This is a genomic window from Microbispora sp. NPDC046933 (assembly GCF_040644635.1).
In the GTDB taxonomy this organism is placed as follows: Bacteria; Actinomycetota; Actinomycetes; order Streptosporangiales; family Streptosporangiaceae; genus Microbispora.
Window position 1 is genome coordinate 162,498 of sequence record NZ_JBEYWW010000019.1, and the last position, 25,728, is coordinate 188,225.

A 25,728-nucleotide genomic window follows, 5' to 3' on the forward strand; every position below is an offset into this window, starting at 1 on the left:
GGCGACCGGATGAGCACGGGACGCGACGGCGTCGGCACGATCGAGGACCTGCACGCCTGGGCGAGCGACGCCACCGGCCTGACCGACTTCGGGGACGACCCCTACCTCGACGGCCTCGGCGTGCTGCTCGAGTCGTACGCCCGGGACGCGGCGCTCACCCCGCAGGGCGCGCGGGCGGCCCGCGCGATGCTGCGCGGCGCGCTGACCGCCCGGCTGCGGTGCGAGGCGGCGTGGCGGCGGCACCCCGAGCACGCGGCCGTGCCCGTCGAACGGCCGATCTTCGTCACCGGCCTGCCGCGCACCGGCACCACCGCCCTGCACCGGCTGCTGACCGCCGACCCCGCCCACCAGGGGCTGGAGCTGTGGCTGACCGAGTCGCCCCGGCCGAGGCCGCCGCGCGAGACCTGGGCGGACGACCCGGAGTATCGGGCCGCCCAGGCCGCGTACGCGCGGCACCACGTGCGCCATCCCGAGTTCATGGGCGTGCACTACATGTCGGCGGACATGGTCGAGGAGTGCTGGCGGCTGCTCCAGCAGTCGATGCGGTCGGTCTCCTTCGAGTGCCTGGCCCACCTGCCGGCGTACTCGGCGTGGCTGGCGGCGCGGGACTGGACGCCCGCCTACCGGCGGCACCGGCGGATCCTCCAGCTCGTCGGGCTGGGCGACCCCGGCCGGCGGTGGGTGCTGAAGAACCCCAGCCACCTGTTCGCGCTGGACGCGATCATGGAGGTCCACCCCGGCGCGCTGGTCGTCCAGACCCACCGCGACCCGGTCACCGCCATGGCGTCGATGTGCAGCCTCGCCGCGCAGGCGACCGCCGGGTGGTCGGAGGCGTTCACCGGCGCGGTGATCGGGCGGGACCAGCTCGACCTGTGGAGCCGGGGCCTCGACCGCTTCCGCGCCGCTCGCGCCCGGCACGACCCCGCGCGGTTCTTCGACGTGCGCTACGACGAGTTCGTCCGCGACCCGCTGGGCACGGTCGAGGCCGTCTACGCCCACTTCGGGCTGCCCCTCGGCGACGCCGCCCGTACGGCCATGGCGCGCCTGCACGAGGAGAGCCGCTCCGGGGAGGCCCGGCCGGCGCATCGCTACGAGCTGTCCGGCTTCGGGCTGACCCCCGAGGAGGTCGAGGCGCGCTTCGCCGGCGTCAGGTCGTCCAGGTGACCTTGCCCGGCCGCGGCGCCTTCTCCGTGACGTTCAGGCGATACTCCAGCCTCGGCGTCCCGGAGCGTTGATCCCCCGGCGTCGGGTCAGCTCGCGGCGAGGGCTCCCATGATGCGGTCCTCGCTGACCTCGGGCCCGGCCAGCTCGCCGACGACCGCGCCGTCACGCAGCACCACCACGCTGTCGCAGTTCTCCACCAGCTCCGACACGTCGGAGGAGATCAGCAGGATCGCCAGCCCGTCCACCGCCAGGTCGTCGAGGAGCGCCCGCATGGCCAGCTTGGTCGCGATGTCGACGCCCCGGCTGGGCTCGTCGAGCAGCAGCACCTTCGGGTGCATCGCCAGCCAGCGGGCCAGCAGCACCTTCTGCTGGTTGCCGCCGGACAGCTCCCCGGCCGCCTGCCGGGGTGAGACGGCCTGGATGCCCAGCCGCCGCATGAACGTGGCGACGATCCGGTCCAGGTGCGCGTCGGAGACGATCCCCGCGCGGGACAGGCGGGGCAGCGCGGCCAGCGCGATGTTGTCGCGGACCGACAGGGTGGGCACGATGCCCTCCACGCGGCGGTTCTCCGGCACGAGCCCGACGCCGGCGCGGATCGCGTTCCTGATCGACCACTTGCCCGCGGGCGCGCCCGCGATCGTCACCTGGCCGGCGTCCACGCGCAGCGCGCCCGCGATCGCCTTCGCGGTCTCGCTGCGCCCCGCGCCCCGCAGCCCGCCGAGGCCGACCACCTCTCCCGTACGCAGGGCGAGGGAGACGTCGCGGAGCACGTGGCGGCGGGTCAGCCCCCGGGCTTCGAGCAGAGGTTCGTCGGCGGGCGGGCCGGCGGGCTCGCCGGTGGCGGCGTCCATCCCGCCGGCGTGGAAGGGCCGTCCGAGCAGGAGCGAGACCAGCCTGCGGCGGTCGAGGCCGGCGAGCGGTCCCGTGTGCACCACCCGGCCCTCGCGCAGCACGGTCACCCGATCGCAGATCTCGTAGAGCTCGTCGAGCCGGTGGGTGACGTACAGCACCGCCCGGCCCTCGTCGCGGAGCCGGGAGATCGCGCCGAACAGGACGTCCAGCTCGTCGCGCTCCAGCGCGGAGGCGGGCTCGTCCATGACGACCAGCCGCGCGTCCGCGGACGCGGCCCTGGCCAGGGCGACGAGCTGACGCGCGCCGTCGCCGAGCGAGCCGAGCGGCCGGCGCGGGTCGGCGCGCAGGCCGTAGGAGGACAGCAGCTCGGCGGCCCGCGCGTGCATGGCCGCGAAGTCGATCAGGCCGAAGCGCCCGCGCGGCTCCCGGCCGAGGAACAGGTTGGCGGCGATGCTCATCGTGGGGACGAGGCCGGCGTCCTGGTGGATCGTGGCGATCCCGAGCCGGGCCGCCTCGGCGGGGGAGGAGAGGGCGACCTCCTCCCCGAGGTAGCGCAACCGGCCGGCGTCCGGCCTGCACACCCCCGAGAGCACCTTGACCAGGGTCGACTTGCCGGCGCCGTTGCCGCCGACGAGCGCGTGGACCTCCCCGGCCCGCAGGGCCAGGGTGACGTGGTCGAGCGCGGGCGCGCCTTGAAAGCTCTTGCAAATACCTGCGGCCTGCAGCACGGTTGCCTCCGCCTCGAATGGTGATCCCGGCAGGAAACAAACCCGTAACGAGGCCGTCACATTCGATCAAATCTGGGCAACGTGCAGGCGGACGCCCTTGCCGCCCAGCTCGTCGAGCACGTCGCGCGGGGCGGCGTCGTCGGTGACCAGGTGGTCGATCTGCTCGGCGGACACGGTCTGCACCATCGCGTCCATACCGATCTTGGTGTGGTCGGCCAGCACGACGACCTCCTCCGCGGCGGCGGCCAGGGCCTGGTCGACGCAGGCGACCTGCATGTTCGGGGTCGACAGGCCGCGGTCGGCGGTGAGCCCGTTGCCGGAGATGAAGGCCCGGCGCACGCGCAGCCCGGCGAGGGACCGCTCGGCCGCGCTGCCGACGAGGGCGAGGATGGGCCCGCGCAGCGTGCCGCCCGTCAGCATCACCTCGATGCGCGGGGAGTTGGCGAGCGCCTGGGCGACGAGCAGCGAGTTGGTGACCACGGCGAGTTCGGTGTGCCTGCTCAGCCTGCGGGCGAACTCCTGGGTGGTGGTCCCGGGGCCGATGACGATCGCGTCCCCGTCCTCGACCAGCGACGCGGCCAGATCAGCGATGGCGGACTTCTCCGTGGAGGAGAGGGTCACCTTCTGGACGTAGCTGGCCTCCCTGTTCAGGTCGCCGGGGAGGGTGGCGCCGCCGTGGTGCCGGTTGAGCAGGCCCTCCGACTCCAGCGCGCGCAGGTCGCGGCGTACGGTGACCTCCGACGACTGCACCGCCTGGGCGAGCTCGCGCAGCGAGACGGCGCCGTTGGCCCGCACCAACTCCAGAATGCGCTGGCGGCGCTCGGCCGCGAACACGGGCCGGCGCCCGTCGCTGTCCGTGTCGACCACGCCCCCACCCTCCGCTGTGACCGGTTCCGATCATAGTCGACCAGTGAAAGCGCCGCACGACTGACCGGAAATGAACGAATCTGATCCAATCTCTTGACCGGATGCCGCTCCCGGTGCTTATTTGAGGGCCATAACCGACTCGATCCTGTCCGAATCTGATCGGTCCCGTTCGAAGGGTGCGTTCCCCGCGTGCCCGGCGTCCGCGGCTCCCGATCTCGACCCTCCCCCCACGTCATGGCAGGTCATCGGCGTGCCGAGCCGCCTTCGTGCGGAGCACCCCCCGTCGCGCCGGCCGGACGCGGCCACGCCGTACGGCGCGTCCGCCCGACCCTGCCCGCAGGAAAGGATCCCTGTGAGAAAGCCCATCCTCTTACTCCTGGCCGTCGTTCTCGGCGCCGTCTGGCAGGTCGCGGGGCAGGTCCCCGCGACCGCCGCCGGCGCCGAGCGGCACGGCCTGCGCGGCGATTACTACCTGTCCTCGGCAGCAGGGAAGTTCGACTTCGCCCAGCTCAAGGCCACCGTGATCGACCCGGATCTCGAACTGCCCGACCTCAACCCGGTCTTCACCTCGCTGACCGGGCGGGAGGACGACGTCACCGTGCGGTGGACGGGCCGCATCCAGCCCGCGTACTCCGAGGCGTACACCTTCTCGATCATCGGGGACAACGGCTTCCGGCTCTGGGTGAACAACACGCTCGTCATCGACCACTGGGTGGACGACTGGGACAAGGAGCAGATCGGCACCCCGATCACCCTGCAGGCCGGCCAGAAGTATGACATCAAGGTCGAGTATTTCGAGCACTTCGGCGGCGCCAACCTCCACCTGCGCTGGCAGAGCGCCAGCCAGCCCAAGCAGGCCGTGCCGGCGGATGCGTTCTACCTGCCCGAGGGCTTCGACCCGCCGGGGCCGGACAGCGCCGCCGTCGACGCGGCGGGCGACACCGCCACCCTCGACTTCGGCGACACCGCGCTCGCGGCGCTTCCCGCGACCGCCGCCGAGCACTTCGGCCTGACGGTGGCCGGCACGAAGTGGCAGGTCGCGTCGGCCGCCCTCGACGGGACCACGAAGGTCAAGCTGAAGCTCGGCTTCCCCATCCCCCGTCTCGCCGCCGACATCCGGGCCTCCTACGACGGCAAGGGCGGCCTCGCCAGGGCGGACGGCACCGCGATCGAGGCGTTCACCTGGGTCCCGGTGTCCAACGGCTCCACGTACGTGCTGAAGACCCGCTGGTCCGGCGACGTGGACGCGAACAACCCGCTGCCCGAGTATCCCCGCCCGCAGCTCGTCCGCGACCGCTGGCAGAACCTCAACGGCACCTGGCAGTTCGCCGCCGCGAAGGAGGGCGAGGCGCCGCCCTTCGGCCGCGACCTCGGTGAGCGGATCGTCGTGCCGTACCCGGTGGAGTCGAGCCTGTCCGGCATCGGCCGCCACGAGGACCGCATGTGGTATCGGCGCACGTTCGAGGTGCCGGCCCCGTGGAGGAAGGACCGCGTCCTGCTCCACCTCGACGCCGTGGACCACGAGTCGGTCGTCTACGTCAACGGCAAGCAGGTCGGCACCCACAAGGGCGGCTACGACAGGATCACCGTGGACGTGACCGACGCGCTCACCCGCAAGGGCCCGCAGGAGCTGGTCGTCGGCGTGACCGACCCGACCGACAAGGGTCGCCAGCCCATCGGCAAGCAGCGGCTCAACCCGGGCGGCATCTGGTACACCCCGGCCTCCGGCATCTGGCAGACGGTCTGGATGGAGCCCGTCGACAAGACGTACATCGAGGCCGTGGACACGATCCCCGAGGTGCTCGGCCAGTCCCTGCGCGTGAACGTCCGGGCGAGCGGCGACGCCACCGCCGTCGTCACCGCCCGCGCCGGCAAGCGCGTCATCGGCAAGGTCTCCGGCCCGGCCGGCACCGAGCTGGCCGTGCCGATCCCCAACCCCCACCTCTGGACGCCCGACGACCCGTACCTGTACGACCTCACGGTCGAGCTCAAGGGCGGCGACAAGGTGGAGAGCTACTTCGGCATGCGCTCCATCTCCGTCGGCCGGGTGAACGGCACGACCCGGGTCCTGCTCAACGGCAAGCCGGTCTTCCAGTTCGGCCCGCTCGACCAGGGCTACTGGCCGGACGGCATCTACACCGCGCCGACCGACGAGGCGCTGCGGTACGACCTGGAGCAGACCAAGGCGCTCGGCTTCAACATGGTGCGCAAGCACATGAAGGTCGAGTCCGACCGCTGGTACGCGTACGCCGACAAGCTCGGCCTGCTCGTCTGGCAGGACATGCCGTCGATGTTCGGCGCGGCGAGCGCGGCCGACAAGGCGCAGTTCGAAAGCGAGCTGAAGGAGATCGTGGACGAGCACCGCAGCAGCCCGTCGATCGTGATGTGGGTGCCGTTCAACGAGAGCTGGGGCCAGTACGACATCTCCAGGATCGCCGACTACGTGGAGAGCCTGGACCCCTCCCGGCTCGTGGACAACATGAGCGGCATCAACTGCTGCGGCGCCCAGGACGGCGGCAACGGCGACGTGATGGACTACCACATCTACCCCGGACCCGGCAGCCCCGGTAAGCCCGGCTTCTTCCGGGCGTCGGTGCTCGGCGAGTACGGCGGGCTCGCCCTGCCGGTGGTCGGCCACACCTGGACCGGCGGCGGCTGGGGCTACGCGGTCGAGCCCGACTCCGAGGCGCTGACCAAGCGCTTCCTGGAGATGGACGACGCCCTGCGCAAGCTGCACGCCTGCAACGGCCTGAGCGCGGCCGTCTACACCCAGACGACCGACGTGGAGACCGAGATCAACGGCCTGATGACCTACGACAGGGCCGTGACCAAGCCGGACGTCAAGCGCGTCCACGACGCCAACACGGCCCTCACCGCGGAGATCCTCCCCGCCTGCGCCTGACCCGCACGGCCTTCGGCGGCCCGGACGACACGTCCGGGCCGCCCCGGAACCGCCCACGGCGTGTCGTCCTCCGGCCTGCCGGACGCGCCGTGTCACCCCCCCATCGGAAGGATCATCATGAAGCCATACCCCCGTACGGCGGTGCTCGCCCTCGCCGTGCTGATCGGCGCGGCCGGCTGCGCCAAGACGGAGGAGACCCCGGCCGCGGCGGGCCCCAGCGCCGCGGCGTCGGCCCAGCAGCAGGTGGTGCAGACCCCGGCGGGCTCGGCCGGCCCGACCTGCACGCTGGACCAGTTCGGCGGCACGAAGTTCGACCTGAAGACCGCCACGGTCGGCTTCTCCCAGTCGGAGAAGGAGGCCAACCCGTTCCGCATCGCGGAGACCAAGTCCATCAAGGACGAGGCGGCCAAGCTCGGCATCGCCGACCTCAAGGTCACCAACGCGCAGTCGCAGTTCTCCAAGCAGATCACCGACGTGCAGCAGCTCATCGCCCAGGGCGTGAAGCTGCTCGTCATCGCGCCGCTGAACTCCGACGGCTGGGAGCCGGTGCTCCAGCAGGCCGCCGCCAAGAAGATCCCGATCATCACGGTCGACCGCAAGATCAACGCCAAGCCGTGCAGCGACTACCTGACGTTCATCGGCTCGGACTTCTACGAGCAGGGCAAGCGAGCCGCGGACCAGATGATCACGGCGCTCGGCGGCAAGGGCAAGGTGGCGATCCTGCTCGGCGCGCCGGGCAACAACGTCACCACCGAGCGCACCAACGGGTTCAAGGACCGGATCAAGGAGAAGGCGCCCGACATCCAGATCTCCTTCGAGCAGACCGGCGAGTTCGCCCGGGAGAAGGGCCAGCAGGTCACCGAGCAGCTCATCCAGTCCAACCCCGACATCAACGGCATCTACGCCGAGAACGACGAGATGGCGCTGGGCGCGGTGACCGCCCTGAAGGGCGCGGGCAAGGATCCGGGCGCCATAAAGATCGTCTCGGTCGACGGCACCCGCAGCGCCGTCCAGGCCATCGCCGACGGCTGGCTGCACGCGGTCGTCGAGTCCAACCCCAGGTTCGGGCCGCTCGCCTTCGAGACGGCGCAGAAGTTCCTGGACGGCCAGTCGATCCCGGACAAGGTCATCATCTCCGACCGCGAATACGACGGCTCCAACGCCGAGGCGTCCCTCGGCGAGGCCTACTGACCCGCCGAAGCCCGTCACGGACGCCCGCGGAAGCACGCGTGCGTCCCGGGCCTCCGCGCGGACGCGCGCGCGGAGGCCCGCGCGAGGAAGGGAACTCATTGAGCCAGTCCGCTGCACCGGTGCTCGAGGCCAGGCAGATCAGCAAGCGCTTTCCCGGCGTGGTGGCCCTCGACGGCGTGTCCCTCGCCCTCCTCCCCGGCGAGGTGCACGCCCTCGTGGGCGAGAACGGCGCGGGCAAGTCCACGCTGATCAAGGTCTTCACCGGGGTCCACCGCCCGGACGGCGGTGAGCTGATCTACAACGGTTCGCCGGTGGCCTTCGGGACGCCGCTCGACGCGCAGCGCGCCGGGATCTCGACCATCTACCAGGAGGTCAACCTCGTCCCGATGATGAGCGTGGCCCGCAACCTGATGCTGGGGCGCGAGCCGCGCGGCCGCCTGGGCGTCATCGACACCGCCAGGATGTACGGCGAGGCGGAGCGGATCCTCGCCGGATACGGCGTCGTCACCGACGTGCGCCGCCCGCTGCGCACCCTCGGAATGGGCGTCCAGCAGATGGTCGCCCTGGCCAGGGCCGTGGCGATCGACGCCCGCGTGGTCATCATGGACGAGCCCACCTCGTCCCTGGAGCCGCGCGAGGTCGAGACGCTGTTCTCGGTGATCAGGAAGCTCAGGGACGACGGCATCGCCGTCGTCTACGTGAGCCATCGCCTCGACGAGCTGTACGAGGTGTGCGACCGGGTGACCGTGCTGCGTGACGGCCGGGTCGCGCACACGGGCCCGCTGGCCGAGCTCGAACGGCTGAAGCTCATCGCCCTGATGCTGGGCCGCGACCTCGACGAGGTCAGGACCGGCGGGCTGACCAGGTTCTCCCGCGACCGCCGTGGGGCCCGGGGGCGGGACGGTGCCGAGCCCGCCGTACGGGCCGAGGGACTGACCCGGCGGCAGGTGCTGCGCGGGGTGGACGTCTCGGTGTGGCCCGGGGAGGTCGTCGGCCTCGGCGGGCTGCTGGGAGCGGGCCGCAGCGAGACGGCCAAGGGCATCGTCGGCGCGCTCCGGCTGGACGCGGGCCGGGTGCTCGTCGCCGGCCTGCCCCTGCGCACCGGCTCGACCACGGCGGCGATCAGGGCCGGGGTCAGCCTGCTGCCGGAGGACCGCAAGGCCGAGGGCATCATCCCGGCGCTGTCGGTCAGGGAGAACATCGCGCTCGCCGCCCTGCCGTCGCTGTCGCGGGCCGGAGTCGTCTCCGACGCCAGGATCGACAAGGTCGTCGAGGTCTTCATGCGCCGGCTCAGGATCAAGGCGGCCTCGCCGCACCAGCCGGTGCAGGAGCTGTCCGGCGGCAACCAGCAGAAGGTCCTGCTCGCCCGGTGGCTCGCCATCCGGCCGAAGATCCTGCTGCTGGACGAGCCCACCCGCGGCATCGACGTGGGCGCCAAGGCCGAGGTGCAGGCCCTCGTGGACGAGCTGGCCGAGGAGGGCCTGGGCGTGTTACTGATCTCGTCTGACCTGGAGGAGCTGGTGGAGGGCGCCGACCGGATCCTGGTGCTGCGCGAGGGCGCCGTCGTCGGCGAGCTGTCCGGCGACGACGTCACGGAGGACAAGATCATGGCGTCCATCGCCGAACGAGGAGCGGAGTCCGATGGCTGAAGCGGTCGCACCGCCCGGGCGGCGGGTGCTCGCCTGGGCCCAGGAGTACGGCGTCTACGCCGCGGTCGGCGTCCTGCTGCTGTTCAACGTGCTGTTCACCCCCCACTTCCTCGACGTGGCCAACTTCCGCACGCAGCTCGTGCAGGTCGCCCCGATCGTGATCGTGTCGCTCGGCATGGCGCTGGTCATCGGCACGCAGGGCATCGACCTGTCGGTCGGCTCGGTCATGTCGCTGGCCGCCGCGCTCGTCGCGCTCTACCTCGGGTACGGCGCCTGGCCCGCGCTGCTGGTGGCCCTCGTCGGCGGGGCGGTGGCCGGGACGGCGGGCGGCGCGCTGGTCGCCTACGTCGGCGTGCAGCCGATCGTGGCCACGCTCGCGCTGCTGGTCGGCGTCCGGGGCCTGGCCAACGTGCTCGTGCCGCAGCTCGTCGAGTTCCGCAACCCCGACCTGATCGCGCTCGGCAGCAGCTCGCTGTCCGGCGTGCCGGTGATCGTGGTCATCGCGGCCGTGCTGACGCTGCTGATGGCGTTCCTGGTCCGCAGGACGACGTTCGGCAGGCAGGTGGTCGCGATCGGCGGCAACCGCGCGGCCAGCGAGCTGTCCGGGCTGCCCGTCCGCCGGGTGCTGCTGCTGGTCTACGTGATCTCCGGGGTGCTGGCCGCGCTGGCCGGGGTGCTCGCGACCGCGCGGCTGCAGGCGAGCGATCCGACCTCGCTCGGCCTGTTCATCGAGCTGTCGGCCATCACGGCGGTGGTGGTGGGCGGCACGCCGCTGAGCGGCGGGCGCATCCGGGTGCTCAGCACGGTCATGGGCGCGCTGCTCATGCAGCTGCTGTCGGCCACCCTCATCAAGCACAACCTGCCGCAGTCGTGGACGCAGATCGTGCAGGCGGTCATCATCCTGGCCGCCGTTTACGCCACCAGGGAGCGAGGAACCCGATGACCGCATCGCCCGGACGCGAGCAGGTGAGCCGCGTCCTCCAGCAGCACGGCGCGCTGATGGTGCTGGCGGCGCTGGTGATCGTCGGCAGCGTCGCCTTCGACTCCTTCGCCACCGCGGGCAACGCCGCCAGCGTCCTCGTCTCCTCCTCGTTCACCGCGATCATCGCGATCGGCATGACCTTCGTGATCATCAGTGGCGGCATCGACCTGTCGGTGGGGTCGCTGTTCGTGTTCGGCGGGGTCCTCGCGGCGTACGGCTCGCAGTACGGGCTGTTCGTCGCGCTGGCGCTGCCGCTCGCCGCGTGCGGGCTGGTGGGGCTGCTCCAGGGGCTGCTCATCGCCAGGACGGGGATGGCGCCGTTCATCGTCACCCTGGCCGGGCTGCTCGGCGTGCGCGGGCTGATGCTGGCGATCTCCAACGAGGGCGCCACGACCTACCTCGTGAAGGACGCCGCGTTCGCGCGGCTCGGGCAGGGCGGGGTGTTCGGCCTGACCTGGCCGGTCTTCATCACGGCGCTCCTGGCGGTGGCCGCCATGGTCCTGCTCCAGCGGACGGCCTTCGGCCAGAACGTCTACGCGGTCGGCGGCAACGAGCAGGGGGCGGCGCTGATGGGCGTGCCGGTGGCGCGGACGAAGGTCTACGTCTACCTGATGTCGGGCCTGCTCGCGGGCCTCGCCGGGGTGCTGAACGCGGCCCGGCTCTCCTCCGGCGTCACGATCCTCGGCATCGGCCTGGAACTCGACGTGATCGCCGCGGTGGTGATCGGCGGCACGCTGCTGACCGGGGGAGCGGGCGGCATCACCGGCACCATCGCCGGCGTGCTGCTGCTCGGGGTGATCCAGAGCCTGATCAACCAGGTGGGCAACCTGACGTCGGCCTTCCAGCAGGTGGTCAGCGGCCTGTTCCTCGCCCTGGTCGTGGTGGCCCAGCGGCTGCTCGGCAGAGCCCAACGGCTCGGCTGAGCGGCCGCCTCCCGTCCCACGCCGACGTCCGGCGGCTCAGGCGGCCGCGCCGTCCGACCCGCCCAGCTCCACCAGTTCCCGCAGGGTCGCGTGGGGGATGTCGATGCCGGCGAAGGTCAGGAACCGTCCCATCGGCATCGACGAGGCCATCCGCAGCCCGTTCTCGTCGTCCTCCTCGGGCCGCTCGCTCTTCCCGCCGGTGAGGACCCGCAGGAGAGCGGGCCCGGCGAGCGGATGCGAGAGCCACTCGCCGAGCGTCGAGTCGAGCGAGACCACGGGGATGACGGAGTCGCCGTCGAGGCTGATCGTCGTCTCGGCCACCACGGACGCGGCGTTCTCGCCGATCTGGATCGTGTAGTCGCCCGGCGCGACGACCCACCGGCCGAGGGGGACGTCGTAGTACGCGAACGCCCGACGGTCGAGAGGGAGGGTGACCGTGCGCGACTCGCCGGGGGCGAGGGAGACCTTCGTGAAGGCCCGCAGCTCCCGGGCGGGCCGCCGTACGGGACCCGCGGCGGTGGCCACGTAGACCTGCACGACGTGCTTGCCCGTCCGCTCACCGGTGTTGGTCACCGTCACGGTGACGGTCGCCGTGTCGTCGCCCGTACGGACGACCGTGAGGCCGCCGATCGCGAACGACGTGTAGCTCAGGCCGTGGCCGAACGGGTAGCGCACCGGCAGCTCGACCGTCTCGTAGTAGCGGTAGCCGACCATGACGCCCTCGCCGTAGCGCACGTGCCCGGCCTCGCCGGGGAAGTTGAGGTAGCTCGGCGTGTCCTGCAGCCGCACCGGGATGCTCTCGGCGAGGCGCCCGGAGGGGTTCACGACGCCGAAGAGGAGGTCGGCGACGGCGGAGCCGCCCGCCTGGCCGAGCAGCCAGCCTTCCAGCACGGCGTCCACGTCGTCGTGCCAGCCCTCCATCGAGACGACGCCGCCGTTGGACAGGACGACCACCGTACGGCGGGCCGCGGCGGCGACGGCGCGGATCAGCTCGACCTGGACCGCGGGCAGGTCGATCGTCTCCCGGTCGAACCCCTCCGACTCCTCCCGCTCGCCCAGGCCGGCGAAGACGACCGCGACGTCGGCGGACGCCGCGGCCTCGGCCGCCGCCTCGCGAAGCTCCCGCGCGTCGCCCGACCCGTCCAGCGAGAACCCCTGGGCGTAGGAGACGTCCGGGGCGAGGGCGCGGATCGCGTCGAGCGCCGCGTCGACCCGGGTGGCGTTGACGTGGGAGCTGCCACCGCCCTGGAACCGGGGCCTGGCCGCGAACTCGCCGATCACGGCGATGCGGGCGCTCGCCGGGAGGGGGAGCGTGCCGTCCTCGTTCTTGAGCAGCACGGCGCATTCGGCGGCGAGCTCGCGGGCGAGCGCGTGGTGGGCGTCGGCGTCGAAGGCGCCGGACACGCCGCTGTGGCGTGCGGTGAGGGCGGCGACCCTGCGCACGCTCGCGTTCACCACGGCCTCGTCGAGGTCGCCCGCGCGGACGGCCTCCACGACGCGCCGGTCGCTCGCGCCGCCGGTCCCCGGCATCTCCAGGTCCAGTCCGGCGGCCAGTGCGGCGACGCGGTCCTGGACCGCGCCCCAGTCGGAGACGACGACGCCGGTGAAGCCCCACTCGCGCCGCAGGACGTCGGTGAGCAGCCACCGGTTCTGGGAGGCGTGGACACCGTTGACGCGGTTGTAGGAGCACATCACGGTGGCGGGCCGGGCCTGGGTGACCACCCGCTCGAACGCGGGGAAGTAGATCTCGCGCAGCGTGCGCTCGTCCACGTCGGCGCTGACCCGCATGCGCTCGGTCTCCTGGTTGTTGACGGCGAAGTGCTTGACCGACGCGCCGGGTCCCTCGGCCTGCAGCGCGGTGACGTGCGCCGCCGCCAGTACGCCGGAAAGCAGGGGGTCTTCCGAGTAGTACTCGAAGTTGCGCCCGCACAGCGGCGAGCGCTTGATGTTCACGCCGGGGCCGAGCACGACCGCCACGCCGAGGGCCCGGCCCTCCCGGCCGACCGCGGCGCCGATCCGGGCGGCCACCTCGGGGTCCCAGCTCGACCCGACCGCGGCCGCGGTCGGGAAGCAGGTGGCGGGGATGCTCTCGTTCAGGCCGAGGTGGTCGGATCCGCCGGCCTCACGGCGGACGCCGTGCGGCCCGTCGCACAGCGTGATGGAGGGAATCCCGGCCTCCTCCAGCGGCTTGGTCGTCCAGAAGTCCCGGCCCGACAGCAGCGAGGCCTTCTGCTCCAGCGTGAGCGCGTTCAGGGCGAGCGCGTCGAGCTCGGTCCGGGCCATCAGGGAGGCTCCTTTCACGGGGAGGGTTCGCATCGTTTCCTGCCCCGGAAGGGAGCAGCGGCAGGCAATCTTCCCCCCGGCCACCGGACACGGGGGTCGCCGCGCACGGCGGCGGGACGGCGGGCGGCCCGGCCACCCGCCGTACGCGAGTCACGGTCAGGAGGCCGGTTCCGGCATCCGCGCGTGTGTGGTGAGCCGCCGGGCCCGGCCGAGCACGACGGTGTCGCCGGTCAGCAGGATCTCGGCGCGCAGCGGGCGGTCGGCGGCGGACGGGCCGGCGGTGAGCACGATCGCGCCCGGCTCGACGATCCTGCGCAGGTCGGGACCGGTGTAGGAGAAGGCGTCGGCCGGCGCCTCGAAGACCACCTCGCGGGTCTCGCCGGGTGCGAGCGGCACCCGGGCGAAGCCCACCAGTTGCGCGACGGGCCGGGCCACCTGGGCCACCGGGTCGGAGGCGTACAGCTGCACGACCTCCTCCGCCGCCCTGGAGCCGGTGTTGGTGACGGTCACCCGCGCCTCGACCGTGCCGTCCGTGGGGCACCGCTCCGCGGAGGTCGTCATCGCGTCGTACCGGACCGTGGTGTACGACAGGCCGTGGCCGAAGGGGAACGCCGGGGTGGGGTCGGACACCGAGATGCCGTCGGTCCGCAGTCCCAGGGGCGGCTGCAGGTAGGTGGAGGGGGTGACGAAGGGGGAGCCGGGGATCTGGACGGGCAGCCGCCCGGACGGGTTCACCCGGCCGCTGAGCACCCCCGCGATCGCCGCGCCTCCCTCGACGCCCGGCAGGAACGCCTGGAGGGCGGCGGCGGCCCGATCGGCGTAGGCGCCGATCGCGTAGGGGCGGCCGGACACGACGACCAGCACGGCCGGTGTGCCGGTCGCCAGGACCGCCTCGGCCAGTTCCGCCTGGACTCCGGGCAGGCCGAGGTGGGCGGCGTCGCAGCCCTCGCCGGAGGTGCCGTTGCCGAACAGGCCGGCCCGGTCGCCGACGAACAGCAGGACGAGGTCGGACTCGGCGGCCAGGGCGGCGGCCTCGGCGATGCCCGAGGTGTCGTCGCCGGACACGTCCGCGCCCCGCGCGAACCGCAGGTCCGCGTCCGGGAACTCGGCCCGCAGGCGGTCCAGGACGGGGGCTACGGGCAGGCCCATGCCGTGGCCGGGGAAGCGGTCGAGCACATGGTTCGGGAAGGCGTAGCAGCCGAGCAGGGTCCGCGGGTCGTCGGCGCATGGGCCGACGACGGCGATCCGCGCGGTCGTCCCGGCGGCGACGGGCAGCACGCCGGTGGGGTTGGCCAGCAGCACGACGGAGCGTTCGGCCACGATGCGGGCCAGGTCGCGGTTGCGGGGGCTGTCCAGGTCGACCTCGGCGGCACCGTCGGGCACGAGGGGGCCGCCGTCGAGCAGGCCGAGTTCGATCTTCTGCCGCAGCACCCGGCGCACCGCCTCGTCGACGAGCGGCTCCTCCACGCGGCCGGCCCGCACCTGCCCCACCAGGCGCTCGCCGTAGCCGACCGTTTCGGGCAGCTCCACGTCGATGCCCGCGCGCAGCGCGATCGCGCCCGCGTGCGCCTCGTCGGCGGCGACGTGGTGATTCATGGCGAGGAACGGCACCGCCCAGTAGTCGGCCACCACCGTGCCGTCGAACCCCCACTGGTCGCGCAGCACGCGCCGCAGCAGGTCCGGGTTCGCGCCGACCGGCACGCCGTCGATGTCGGTGTAGGAGTTCATGACCGACCGGGCGCCGCCCTCGTGGATGGCCGTCTCGAACGGCGGGAGGATGACGTCGGCCATCTCGCGGGGTCCGATGCTGACCGGTGCGTGGTTGCGGCCCGCCCGGGAGGCGGCGTACCCGGCGAAGTGCTTGAGCGTCGCGATGACCCCGGTCTCCTCCAGGCCGCGTACGTAGGCCGCGCCGATCTGGCCCACCAGGTAGGGGTCCTCGCCGAGGGTCTCCTCGACCCGGCCCCACCGGTAGTCGCGCACCACGTCGAGCACCGGCGACAGGCCCTGGTGGACGCCGACGGCGCGCAGGTCGTCGCCGATCGCCCGGGCCATCCGCGTGACGAGGGCGGGGTCGAAGGTCGCGGCCCAGGCCAGCGGCGTGGGGTAGGCGGTCGCGCCGTAGGTGGCGAACCCGGTCAGGCACTCCTCGTGCGCGATGGCGGGGATGCCGAACCGGTTGGCCGCGATCACCTGCTCCTGCAGCTTCCGCAGCCCGGCCGCCCCCTCCGCCGGGCTCACCGGCGCCGTGCCGTACACCCGGGTCAGATGGCCGACCCCGTCGCGCATCCGGTCGGCCAGGTCCACGCCGTCCTTCATGAACAGGTCCTGCAACGGGGCGACGTTGCCGCCCGCCGCCTCCGAGCCGGCGGGCGAGATGTCGACCCAGACCGATCCGAGCTGGGCGACCTTCTCCTCCAGCGTCATCTCGGCCAGCAGCGCCTCCACGCGTTCGTCGAGAGGCCGGTCGCCGTCCCGCCAGGGCGCGAGCCCCGGCGCGTCTACGAATGTCATGACATCCCTTGCTTGTCGATTCATCGCGTGGAGCTCGGCCCCGGAAGACGCCGTACGGGGTTCCGGCGGCGATCGGCCCGGCCGTACCCGCGCCGCGGCGGCGGCAGACGGCGATACGCGAGCAGCCGCATCGAGCGCCCCCTGTCATCCGAGCTGTCGTCTGAACGGTGGTCCGAAAGTTTCTAAATTAGGACCGATAGTTTATGGGGACTCTAGGTCGCTGTGCTGGAGGTCGTCAAGGAATCGGCGGTGAGATATCCGAAACATTCGGGTGAGTGTCCGAAAGTTGGGCGCTAAACTGCGGCCATGACGACGACCAGGGAGCCGACACCTCCGGAACGCACGCCCTCCCGGCCGCTGACCATCGCCCAGATCGCCGAGCTGGCGGGGGTGTCCCCCGCGACCGTCTCCAAGGTCGTCAACGGCAGGTCCGAAGTCGCCCCCGAGACCCGCGCCCTGGTCGAGGACCTGATCCGCGAGCACGGGTACCGCCGGCAGAAGAAGCGCCCCACCGCGGCCCCTCTGGTCGAACTGGTCTTCCACGAACTGGAGGGCGCGTACGCGATGGAGGTCATCAAGGGGGTCGAGCAGGTGGCCCGCGAGCACGACCTGGCGGTGGTCGTCTCCGAGCTGCAGGGCCGCCACCCTCCCGCCAGGGGCTGGATCGAGGGGGTGATCGGCCGCCGCCCCTGCGGCGTGATCGTGGTCTTCTCCGGCCTCACCCGGGCCCAGCGCGAGCAGCTCAGGACGAGGGACATCCCCCTGGTGCTGGTCGATCCCACCGGCGACCCCGGACACGAGCTGCCCTCGGTGGGCGCGGGGAACTGGAGCGGCGGCCTGTCGGCCGCGCGCCACCTGCTGGAGCTGGGGCACCGGCGCATCGCCCTCATCACCGGTCCGGCCCGCGCCCTGTCCAGCCGGGCGCGGCTCGACGGGTTCCGCGCCGCGATGGACACCGCGGGCGTGCCCACGGACCCGGCGCTCGTCCGCCAGGGCGACTTCAGCGCGGAGGACGGCCTGGCGCACGCCCGCTCCCTGCTCGCGCTGCCCCGGCCCCCGACCGCCGTGTTCGCCTTCAACGACGCGCAGGCCATGGGCGTGTATCAGGCGGCCCACGAGATGGGGCTGCGCATCCCCGACGAGCTGAGCGTGGTCGGCTTCGACGACCTGCCGATGGCGCAGTGGCTCATCCCCGCGCTGACGACGGTCCGCCAGCCGCTGACCGAGATGGCCGCCGCCGCCGCGACCATGCTGGTCGCGCTCGCCCGCGGGGAGGCCCCGCCGCAGAACCGTCTCGAACTCACCACCAGCCTCGTCGTCCGCGGGAGCACCGCCCCGCTCGTGGCCTGACGTTCTCACGGCCTGAAGTTTCGGAACACCGATGGAAATTTCGGCGGCCAATTTCCTTCCACCGGTCGTGCTGTACCGGCCCGGCGGAGTCGGTAGCGCCCCGCCGTCCGGCCGGGCGGGGGCGGTGAGCCCCGGGTCGGTCCCGGATGTACGCCGCCCGCGCTGGAACTCTCGGCCCCCATGCCCGCAACGCCCCGCACCGTGGCGGCCGGCGGGACGACCGGGCGCACGGCAGGTCTCGCCGGTCGTCGTGATGGCCCGGATCCTCGTGAGCGCCCCGGCCGGTTCGGGCCCGTGTACCGCTCCTCCTCCCGGGCGCGGCGTCCGCCCGTAGAAATATTCGGCATATCGTCGAAAATTTCGGACGCGATTGCCGCCACGTCAGAGGCGGTCCCGGACCGCCTCCGGAAGGTGGCACCGGAGTACAACCATCCCGTCCCGGCCGTGCTCGAGAACGCCGTGGACCATCTGTTCGCTGGAACGACAAGGTTGCGGGCGGGTACGGCGTGGCCGGCGGCGCCCGTGCCGTCGAGCACCTGCGCCAGGTGCTGGGCGAGGTGAAGGTCGCCGCCCAGCACGTGGCAGTGCGCTCGCAGGTGACGTTGTCGGTGTTCGCCGACTTCGAGCCGAGCTACCCGGCCGATCCGGACGCGCCGCGCGTGCTGCGGCCGGGCCCCGGACAGGAGCCGGCCCTGAACGAGATGCTGGACGAGCTGCTCGACTGGTCGGGGGCCCTCAAGCCGCTGCGTGAGGCACGGGCGGTTCCGGTCTGACCCTTTCCCGGACTCCGGCCACGGCCGCCGCACGTGATCAGGGTAAAGTACGCCAAATGTTCTATATGCCCAGATCGGCGAGGTAGAGGGTGGCGGGGGTACAGGCGGTTCTCAAGCGTGTCGCCCTCGACACCCGGCCCCTGAGCATTCCCGCGTACCGGCGGCTGCTGGTGGGGCAGGGCGTCTCGTTCATCGGCTTCCAGCTCACCTCGGTGGCCGTGAGCGGGCAGGTGTACAGCATCACGGGGTCGTCCCTGTGGGTGGGCCTGCTCGGACCGGTGAGCCTCGTCCCGCTGGTCGTCTTCGGACTGTGGGGCGGCGCGGTCGCCGACGCGATGGACCGCCGCCGGCTCCTGCTGGCCGGCTCGGTGGTGGCCTGGCTGTCCACCGTCGCCCTGCTGCTGCACGCCTGGTCGGGGCTCGGCAACGTCTACCTCATCCTCGCCGTCATCGCCCTGCAGTCGATCGGCTTCGCCGTCACCTCGGCGACGCGCGGCGCGATCATTCCCCGCATCGTGCCCACCGAGCGGGTCCCCGCGGCCAACACCCTCAACTTCCTCGTCAGCAGCATCGGCACGGTGGTCGGGCCGCTGCTGGCCGGAGTGGTGCTCGCCAAGGGCGGGTACGCCACCGCGTACCTCATCGACGCCGTCCTGTTCGGCGCGGGCTTCTACGCGGCCGTACGGCTGCCGACGCTGGCGCCCGTCGGCGAGATCTCCCGGCCGGGCCTGCGCTCGGTGGTGGACGGGCTCAGATACGTGGTGAGCAGGCCCGTCGTGCTCATGTCGTTCGTGGTGGACATCATCGCGATGGCGTTCGCGATGCCGAGGGCGCTGTTCCCGGAGATGGCGGCCGAGCGCTTCGGCGGGTCGGCCGTGGCGTTCGGCTGGCTGTCGGCGAGCATCGCCATCGGGGCGGTCGTCGCCGGCGTCTTCTCCGGCTGGGTCGGCCGCGTACGCCGCCAGGGGGTGGCGCTCACGCTCGTGATCGCCCTGTGGGGCGTGACGGTGGCCGCGGCGGCGCTGGCACAGCCGTTGTGGCTGGTCGTGGCGCTGCTGGCGATCGGCGGCGCGACCGACCTCGCCTCGGCCGTCTGGCGGCAGACGATCCTGCAGACCTACGCGCCCGACGAGATGCGCGGACGCCTGCAGGGGGTGTTCATGGTCGTCGTCGCGGGCGGGCCCCGCCTGGGCGACCTGCGGGCGGGCGCCAGCGCGGACGCCTTCGGGCTCGTGCCCTCCTGGGCGGGCGGCGGCCTGGTGTGCGCCCTGCTCGTCCTGGTGACCGGTTTCGGCGTGTCCGCCTTCCGCCGGTACGACGCACTGGCGAGCCGCCCGGACACCCCCTGAACCCGGATCTCAGGGCCGGGCCTCGCCGCGTACGCAGAAGGAGATGGGGCTGCGGACGCGGCCGGGGAAGACGAAGCGCTCCAGCGGCCCGACGGTGAAGCCGGCCGCCTCGATCGCCGCGACGCTGTCGCGGCCCGTGTGGCAGCCGCCGGTCAGGCTCGGCCACACGGTCGCGTCCAGCAGGTCCTGCACCCGGGCCCAGCCGGTGAGGCCGGCGCGGACGTGTTCGAGGAAGCGCAACCGCCCGCCGGGGGCCAGCACGCGGCGGATCTCCCGCAGCCCGGCGGCGGGATCGGGCAGCGAGCACAGCACGAACGACACCACCGCCGCGTCGAACTCGCCGTCGGCGGCCGGGAGCCGGTCGGCCAGGCCGCCGACGACCTCGATCCGCGCCCCCGCCCCGCGGGCGGCGTGGCGGGCGACCGCCCGCAGCCGCGGTTCGGGCTCGACGGCCAGCACACCGGTGACGGACGGCGGATAGTGGGCGAAGTTCAGCCCGTTGCCCGCGCCGACCTCGATCACCCGGCCCGACAGCCCCGCCACCAGCGCCTCACGCTGCCCGGTCATGCCGTGCCGGTCGAGCACCTGGCTGAACCACGTGTAGAAGCGCGCGAACAGCGGATGGCTGACCCTGGTCGTCGGCATGGCGTCCCCCTTCCCGTCCCTCATTCCTTCCCCGCGCGGCGAGCGGAGCGGCATTACCGAATCGGGGCGAAACGGTCGTGGTCGCCACCGGCCATCGCGGGTACGGGCCGGATGGACGACGCGACGCGATGGACGACGCGATGGACGACGCGACGGATGACGCGCTGGACGACGAGGTGGACGAGAAGGTGAGCGCGGCGACCGCCTCGGCGCCGGCGACGGCGCTCGCGGGCCGGCCCCACTCAGGCCCCACTCCGGCCCCACTCAGGGCGGCGTGACGCGGAAAGGAAGCGACCATGACCTCTGCCGTGACCTCTGCGGCGAACTCTGCGGCGAACTCTGACGTGGCACCCGCCGCCCGGCTGCCGCTCATCGGCGACAGGGCGCCGGACTTCGAGGCCGAGAGCACCCACGGGCCGGTCCGGCTCGCCGACTACGCCGGGCGGTGGCTCGTGCTGTTCAGCCACCCCGCCGACTTCACCCCGGTCTGCACCACCGAGTTCGTCGCGTTCGCCGAGCTGGCAGAGGAGTTCGCCGCCCGGAACGTCGCCCTGCTCGGCAACTCGGTCGACTCCGTGCACAGCCACCTGGCCTGGACGCGGGCGATCGAGGACAGGATCGGCGTGAAGATCCCCTTCCCGATCATCGCCGACCTGGACACGCGGGTGTCCCGCGCGTACGGCATGCTCCACCCGAACGCGTCGGCGACGGCGGCGGTCCGCGCGGTGTTCGTGATCGACCCGGAGTCGGTGGTCCGCGCGATCCTCTACTACCCGATGAACGCGGGGCGGATGGTCCCCGAGATCCTCAGGCTCGTGGACGCGCTGCAGACGGCCGACCGCGACGGCGTCTCCTGCCCGGCGAACTGGCGGCCGGGCGACGACGTGCTGCTGGGCGCGCCGAAGACCCAGGCCGAGGTGGAGGCCAGGCTGGCGGACGAGCGGCTCAAGCTCGTCGACTGGTATCTCGCGAGCCTCCCCGGACGCGGCGCCTGACCGCCACGTGGGCGCCGTGTTCCGGTAGAACTCCTTTGTGACTCATACGGTGACAAACTGGGCGGGCAACATCACCTTCCGGGCCGCGGCGGTCGAGCGGCCCTCCTCTTTGGAAGAGGTGCGCGCCCTGGTGGCGCGGAGCGGGAAGGCCCGCGTGCTCGGCAGCGGCCACTCCTTCAACCATCTCGCCGACTCTGCGGGCGCCCTGATCTCGCTGGACGCGCTGCCACCGGAGATCGAGATCGACAGCGCGTCGTCCACCGTCCGGGTGGCCGCGAGCGTCCGGTACGGCGAGCTGGGCCGCCGTCTGCACGACAAGGGCTACGCCCTGCCCAACCTCGCGTCCCTGCCGCACATCTCGGTCGCGGGCTCCTGCGCGACCGGCACCCACGGCTCGGGCGACGCCAACGGCGGCCTCGCCACGTCCGTGCGCGCGATCGAGATGGTGACCGCCGACGGCGACCTCGTCACGCTGAGCCGCGACGCGGACGGCGACCGGTTCGCCGGAGCCGTCGTCGCGCTGGGCGCCCTCGGCGCCGTCGTCGCCATGACGCTCGACGTCGTTCCGTCGTTCGACGTCCGCCAGCGCGTGTACGAGGGCCTGCCGGCCGAGGTGCTCGACGACCAGTTCGACGCGGTCATGTCCGCCGCGTACAGCGTCAGCCTGTTCACCGACTGGCGGACCTCACGGATCAACCAGGTCTGGGTGAAGGAGCGGGCCGGCGCGGCCGACGCGGACCCCGCCGAGGCGGCGGCGGTGAGCGGGCTCGCGGGGGACGCGGCCGCGGGCGGCCTGGAGGGGGCCACGGCCGCCGGGGGGCTCCACGGCGCCGAGCCGGGCGGCGGCTTCTTCGGGGCGCCGCCGGCCGACGGCCCGAGGCATCCCGTGCCGGGCATGTCCGCGGTGCACTGCACGGCCCAGATGGGCGTCCCCGGCCCCTGGTTCGAGCGGCTGCCGCACTTCCGGCCCGACTTCACCCCCAGCAGCGGCGAGGAGCTCCAGGCGGAGTACATGGTGCCCCGGCGGCACGCCGCCGCGGCGTTCCACGCCCTCGAAGCGATCCGCGACCGTATCGCCCCGGTCCTGCAGATCTCCGAGATCCGTACGATCGCCGCGGACGACCTGTGGCTGAGCCCGAGCCAGGGCCGCGAGACCGTGGCCTTCCACTTCACCTGGATCAAGGACGCCGCAGCCGTGACGCCCGTGCTCACCGCGATCGAGGAGTGCCTGGCGCCGTTCGGCGCGCGGCCCCACTGGGGGAAGCTCTTCACCCTCCCCGCGGACGTCCTGCGCTCCCGCTACGAGCGCCTGGACGACTTCGCGGCGCTGGCGCGGCACTACGACCCGCGCGGCGTCTTCGCCAACGAGTTCGTCGAGCGGTACGTCCTCGGTCGCTAGTCGCCCGGTTCGTCCCATGACGACCGGGTAGGTCCCCGGGGATCACGGGGGAGGACGATGCGCATCGAGGACTACGCCCTCATCGGCGACATGCACACGGCCGCCCTGGTCGGCCGCGACGGATCGGTGGACTGGCTGTGCCTGCCGCGCTTCGACTCCGGAGCCTGCTTCGCGGCGCTCCTGGGCGGCCGCGCGGCGGGCCGCTGGCTGCTGGCCCCGGCGGGCGGGGGGACGTGCACCGGGCGCCGCTACCGCGACGGCACGCTGGTCCTGGAGACGACCTGGGACATGCCCGGCGGGTGCGTGCGGGTCCTCGACTTCATGCCGCCGCGCGGGGAGGCGCCCGACCTCGTGCGCATCGTGGAAGGCGTGCGGGGCCGGGTGGAGATGCGCACGGAACTGCTGCTGCGCTTCGAATACGGCGACGTGATCCCCTGGGTGCGGCACCGCGGGGGAGAGCTGGCCGTCGTCGCCGGTCCCAACGCCGCCTGGCTCCAGTCGCCCGTCGAGCTCACCCACGACTCCCAGCTCCGCGGGACGACCGCCTCCTTCACCGTCGCGGCGGGAGACCGGGTGCCGTTCGTGCTCACCTGGCAGCAGTCCTGGCAGGGCCGGCCGCGGCGGCTTGAGGCGGCCGAGGAGCTGGCCGCCACCGACCGGCTGTGGAAACAGTGGCTCGGCCGGTGCCGCTACCAGGGGGAGTACGGCGAGGCCGTGGGCAGCAGCCTCCTCGCGCTCAAGGCCCTCACGTACGCCCCCACCGGGGGCATCGTCGCGGCGCCCACGACCTCGCTGCCCGAGCTGATCGGCGGGCCGCGCAACTGGGACTACCGCTACAGCTGGCTGCGGGACGCCTCGTTCACCCTGCAGGCGCTGATGGGCGCCGGGTACGGCGACGAGGCGACGGCCTGGCGCGACTGGCTGCTGCGGGCCGTCGCCGGGGACCCCGCCGACCTGCAGATCATGTACGCGGTCGACGGCAGCAGGCACATGCCCGAGTGGACCGTCGACTGGCTGCGGGGATACGAGGGATCGCGGCCGGTGCGGGTCGGCAACGCCGCCTCGCGGCAGTTCCAGCTCGACGTGTACGGCGAGGTGATCGACTGCCTCCACCGGGCCAGGGAGGCGGGCCTGCGGCCCGACGAGGAGGCGTGGGACCTGCAGTGCGCGCTCATGGAGTATCTGGAGGGGGCGTGGCGGGAGCCCGACAACGGGCTGTGGGAGGTGCGCGGCCCGCGCCGCGACTTCGTCCACTCCAAGGTCCTCGCCTGGGTGGCGGCGGACCGCATGGTCCGCTCGGTCGAGAAGCAGGGCCTCGGCGGTCCCGCCGGCCGCTGGCGCACCCTGCGCGAGGAGATCCACCGGGACGTGTGCGCGCACGGCTACGACGCCGACAGGAACACCTTCACCCAGTTCTACGGGTCGAAGGGCCTCGACGCCGCGCTGCTGCTCATTCCCCGGCTCGGCTTCCTGCCCCTGGACGACCCCCGCGTGGCGGGCACCGTCGACGCCGTGTGCCGCGAGCTGACGGAGGACGGCCTCGTCCTGCGCTACCGGCCCGAGGCCGACGACGTCGACCGGCTGCCGGGCGGGGAGGGCGTCTTCATCGCCTGCTCCTTCTGGCTCGCCCACGCGCTCGCCCTGCTCGGCCGCCGCGACCGGTCGCGGCGCCTGTTCGACCGCCTGCTGTCCCTGCGCAACGACGTCGGCCTGCTGTCGGAGGAGTACGACGTCGGCCGCGGGCGTCAGGCCGGCAACTTCCCCCAGGCCTACAGCCACGTCTCCATCGTGAACACGGCCCAGGCCCTGGCCGCGCCGGCGACATCTGACTGACAGATGTCCTCCATCTGTTTCCCGCGCATCTCGCGACCTCCCCTCATCCACCTGCGGCGTTGCATGATGCGAACGAGGGGTCCGGGTCTTCGGCCCGGCCGCCTCGGGGAGAACACCTGGGAGAAGAGGTGACGCGACATGGTGCGACCAGGTCTGGCCCGCCGCCCGGACGTGACGGAGCTGCGCCAGACGTACGACCGCGCGGGATCGACCGCTCCCGCGCAGGTCATGGACGGAGTGACGTTCCTCGCCGGGGTCTATCTCGCCATCTCGCCGTGGATCGTGGGCTTCAGCGGCCTCGGCGGTCTGGCGATCAACAACCTGATCGTCGGGCTGACGGTCGCGGCGCTCGCGATGAGCTGCGCGTCCGCCTTCGGCCGCACGTACGGCATGAGCTGGGTGACGCCGGTGCTGGGCGTCTGGACGATCATCGCGCCGTGGGTGATCCGCGGCCAGCCGGCGACCACCGCGACCATCTGGGACAACGTGGTCACCGGGGCGATCATCTTCCTGTTCGGCCTCGGTTCGCTGGCGTTCGCCGCGAACTACCGGCAGCACGAGTACCGCAGCAGCCGGCGGGGGGTCGGCGAACCGGGCGGCGAGTGGTAGCCGCCGCGCCCGCGCGGGCTGCGCCGAGGGCGGCGTACGGCACCCGGCCGGCGGGGAAGGGCTGGCTCCTTCGCCGGCCTCGTCGTGCCCGGCCCGTCACGGACGGGGCGCGTGCCGCAGCCCGTGGTGGGTGACGTCGCCCACGGGGCGGTCCCTCGTGACGACGCTCACCGCCCCCTTCGGTTCGAAGATCACGTATCGGACCGAGGAGAGCGAGGCGACGCCGTGCTGGCGCAGGATCGCGTACAGGTCGGGCTCGGTGAGCCCGCACCGCCGCAGCTGTCGCCGCTGGATCTCGCCCTCGTCCACCAGGATCCGGGGCGTGTGGTCGAACCAGTGCGGTGACGGGGATCGCAACCGCACCTGGGTCACGACGGCGTGCACGGCGATCACCGTGAGCAGCGCGGCGGCCCCGGTGAGATACGAGGTGTCGGACGCGGTCGCGGTGCGGCCCACGATCGCGCCCACCGCGACCGCGGCGACGAAGTCGAACGGCGACAGCTCGGCGATCATGCGGCGCTTGGTGAGGCGCAGCCCGGCGACGGCGGTCGCGTACAGAAGGAGTGTCTTGACGGCCACCCAGCCCAGAGCGGCGACCTGCCCGAACAGCAGGAACACCCCGAGCGGCGGCGAGACTCCGGACAGCGGGGACATGGCTTCCCTCCAGCGTGGAGGGGGGGGGGGGGGGGCGCGCGCGGCCCCCCCCCCCCCCGCCCGGAC

At 72.7% G+C, this 25,728-nt stretch carries 20 protein-coding genes; 14 read left to right on the forward strand and 6 right to left on the reverse strand.

Annotated features, from left to right (window positions below):
- Positions 1 to 9: 9 nt before the first annotated feature.
- Positions 10 to 1,164 carry a sulfotransferase gene (locus tag ABZ857_RS25125; RefSeq protein ID WP_357046760.1) on the forward strand — a complete coding sequence of 385 codons (1,155 nt, stop codon included), beginning with the start codon at positions 10 to 12 and terminating at the stop codon, positions 1,162 to 1,164.
- A gap of 86 nt (positions 1,165 to 1,250) precedes the next feature.
- Here ABZ857_RS25125 and ABZ857_RS25130 read toward each other — a convergent pair whose 3' ends face one another.
- Positions 1,251 to 2,744, reverse strand: coding sequence for a sugar ABC transporter ATP-binding protein (locus ABZ857_RS25130; protein ID WP_357046762.1), 1,494 nt, complete (start codon positions 2,742 to 2,744; stop codon positions 1,251 to 1,253).
- Between the two features lie 66 nt (positions 2,745 to 2,810).
- Positions 2,811 to 3,611: a DeoR/GlpR family DNA-binding transcription regulator gene (locus ABZ857_RS25135; protein WP_357046764.1), complete on the reverse strand. Its 801-nt coding sequence runs from the start codon at positions 3,609 to 3,611 to the stop codon at positions 2,811 to 2,813.
- Between the two features lie 352 nt (positions 3,612 to 3,963).
- Between ABZ857_RS25135 and ABZ857_RS25140 the strand changes: the two genes are divergently transcribed.
- The 5 genes from ABZ857_RS25140 (at position 3,964) to ABZ857_RS25160 (ending at position 11,258) form a co-directional block, all read left to right on the forward strand.
- Entirely contained in the window at positions 3,964 to 6,513 is a 2,550-nt protein-coding gene (locus tag ABZ857_RS25140) for a PA14 domain-containing protein (protein ID WP_357046766.1), read from the forward strand.
- Positions 6,514 to 6,630: 117 nt separating this feature from the next.
- Positions 6,631 to 7,704 (forward strand): ABC transporter substrate-binding protein, encoded by a 1,074-nt coding sequence (locus ABZ857_RS25145; RefSeq protein ID WP_357046768.1) that lies wholly within the window; start codon positions 6,631 to 6,633, stop codon positions 7,702 to 7,704.
- A 119-nt stretch (positions 7,705 to 7,823) separates the two neighbouring features.
- The gene (locus ABZ857_RS25150) at positions 7,824 to 9,353 is read left to right on the forward strand and encodes a sugar ABC transporter ATP-binding protein (protein WP_357046770.1); all 1,530 of its coding nucleotides are present in this window, start codon (positions 7,824 to 7,826) and stop codon (positions 9,351 to 9,353) included.
- Positions 9,346 to 10,296: an ABC transporter permease gene (locus ABZ857_RS25155; RefSeq protein ID WP_139575104.1), complete on the forward strand. Its 951-nt coding sequence runs from the start codon at positions 9,346 to 9,348 to the stop codon at positions 10,294 to 10,296. The genes ABZ857_RS25150 and ABZ857_RS25155 overlap by 8 nt, the downstream gene beginning before the upstream one ends.
- Positions 10,293 to 11,258: an ABC transporter permease gene (locus ABZ857_RS25160; protein ID WP_357046772.1), complete on the forward strand. Its 966-nt coding sequence runs from the start codon at positions 10,293 to 10,295 to the stop codon at positions 11,256 to 11,258. Before ABZ857_RS25155 ends, ABZ857_RS25160 begins: the two co-directional genes overlap by 4 nt.
- Before the next feature lie 36 nt (positions 11,259 to 11,294).
- Here ABZ857_RS25160 and ABZ857_RS25165 read toward each other — a convergent pair whose 3' ends face one another.
- Positions 11,295 to 13,541 (reverse strand): glycoside hydrolase family 3 C-terminal domain-containing protein, encoded by a 2,247-nt coding sequence (locus ABZ857_RS25165; protein ID WP_357046774.1) that lies wholly within the window; start codon positions 13,539 to 13,541, stop codon positions 11,295 to 11,297.
- Between the two features lie 156 nt (positions 13,542 to 13,697).
- Positions 13,698 to 16,055 carry a glycoside hydrolase family 3 N-terminal domain-containing protein gene (locus ABZ857_RS25170; protein ID WP_357046776.1) on the reverse strand — a complete coding sequence of 786 codons (2,358 nt, stop codon included), beginning with the start codon at positions 16,053 to 16,055 and terminating at the stop codon, positions 13,698 to 13,700.
- Positions 16,056 to 16,361: 306 nt separating this feature from the next.
- Here ABZ857_RS25170 and ABZ857_RS25175 point away from each other — a divergent pair, with 306 nt between their 5' ends.
- From ABZ857_RS25175 to ABZ857_RS25185, 3 genes are all read left to right on the forward strand, one after another.
- Positions 16,362 to 17,405: a LacI family DNA-binding transcriptional regulator gene (locus ABZ857_RS25175; RefSeq protein ID WP_357046778.1), complete on the forward strand. Its 1,044-nt coding sequence runs from the start codon at positions 16,362 to 16,364 to the stop codon at positions 17,403 to 17,405.
- A 506-nt stretch (positions 17,406 to 17,911) separates the two neighbouring features.
- Positions 17,912 to 18,178 (forward strand): hypothetical protein, encoded by a 267-nt coding sequence (locus ABZ857_RS25180; protein ID WP_357046780.1) that lies wholly within the window; start codon positions 17,912 to 17,914, stop codon positions 18,176 to 18,178.
- A gap of 89 nt (positions 18,179 to 18,267) precedes the next feature.
- Positions 18,268 to 19,527, forward strand: coding sequence for an MFS transporter (locus tag ABZ857_RS25185; protein WP_357046782.1), 1,260 nt, complete (start codon positions 18,268 to 18,270; stop codon positions 19,525 to 19,527).
- A gap of 9 nt (positions 19,528 to 19,536) precedes the next feature.
- Here the strand turns inward: ABZ857_RS25185 and ABZ857_RS25190 are convergent, their stop codons facing one another.
- A complete protein-coding gene (locus ABZ857_RS25190) occupies positions 19,537 to 20,172 on the reverse strand; it encodes a class I SAM-dependent methyltransferase (protein WP_357046784.1) in 636 nt (211 codons plus the stop codon).
- A 128-nt stretch (positions 20,173 to 20,300) separates the two neighbouring features.
- Between ABZ857_RS25190 and ABZ857_RS25195 the strand changes: the two genes are divergently transcribed.
- The 5 genes from ABZ857_RS25195 to ABZ857_RS25215 all read left to right on the forward strand — a co-directional run bounded on the left by ABZ857_RS25195 (position 20,301) and on the right by ABZ857_RS25215 (position 25,008).
- Positions 20,301 to 20,450 (forward strand): hypothetical protein, encoded by a 150-nt coding sequence (locus ABZ857_RS25195; protein ID WP_357046786.1) that lies wholly within the window; start codon positions 20,301 to 20,303, stop codon positions 20,448 to 20,450.
- 18 nt (positions 20,451 to 20,468) lie between these two features.
- Positions 20,469 to 21,167 carry a peroxiredoxin gene (locus tag ABZ857_RS25200; RefSeq protein ID WP_357046788.1) on the forward strand — a complete coding sequence of 233 codons (699 nt, stop codon included), beginning with the start codon at positions 20,469 to 20,471 and terminating at the stop codon, positions 21,165 to 21,167.
- 49 nt (positions 21,168 to 21,216) lie between these two features.
- Entirely contained in the window at positions 21,217 to 22,566 is a 1,350-nt protein-coding gene (locus ABZ857_RS25205) for a D-arabinono-1,4-lactone oxidase (RefSeq protein WP_357046789.1), read from the forward strand.
- 57 nt (positions 22,567 to 22,623) lie between these two features.
- Positions 22,624 to 24,399, forward strand: a complete 1,776-nt coding sequence (locus tag ABZ857_RS25210; RefSeq protein WP_357046791.1) for a glycoside hydrolase family 15 protein — start codon at positions 22,624 to 22,626, stop codon at positions 24,397 to 24,399.
- A gap of 138 nt (positions 24,400 to 24,537) precedes the next feature.
- On the forward strand, positions 24,538 to 25,008 hold the full coding sequence (locus ABZ857_RS25215) for an SPW repeat protein (RefSeq protein WP_357046793.1): 471 nt from the start codon (positions 24,538 to 24,540) through the stop codon (positions 25,006 to 25,008).
- 96 nt (positions 25,009 to 25,104) lie between these two features.
- Here ABZ857_RS25215 and ABZ857_RS25220 read toward each other — a convergent pair whose 3' ends face one another.
- Complete coding sequence (locus ABZ857_RS25220) at positions 25,105 to 25,662, reverse strand: YetF domain-containing protein (RefSeq protein WP_357046795.1); 558 nt, start codon at positions 25,660 to 25,662, stop codon at positions 25,105 to 25,107.
- Positions 25,663 to 25,728 lie beyond the last annotated feature (66 nt).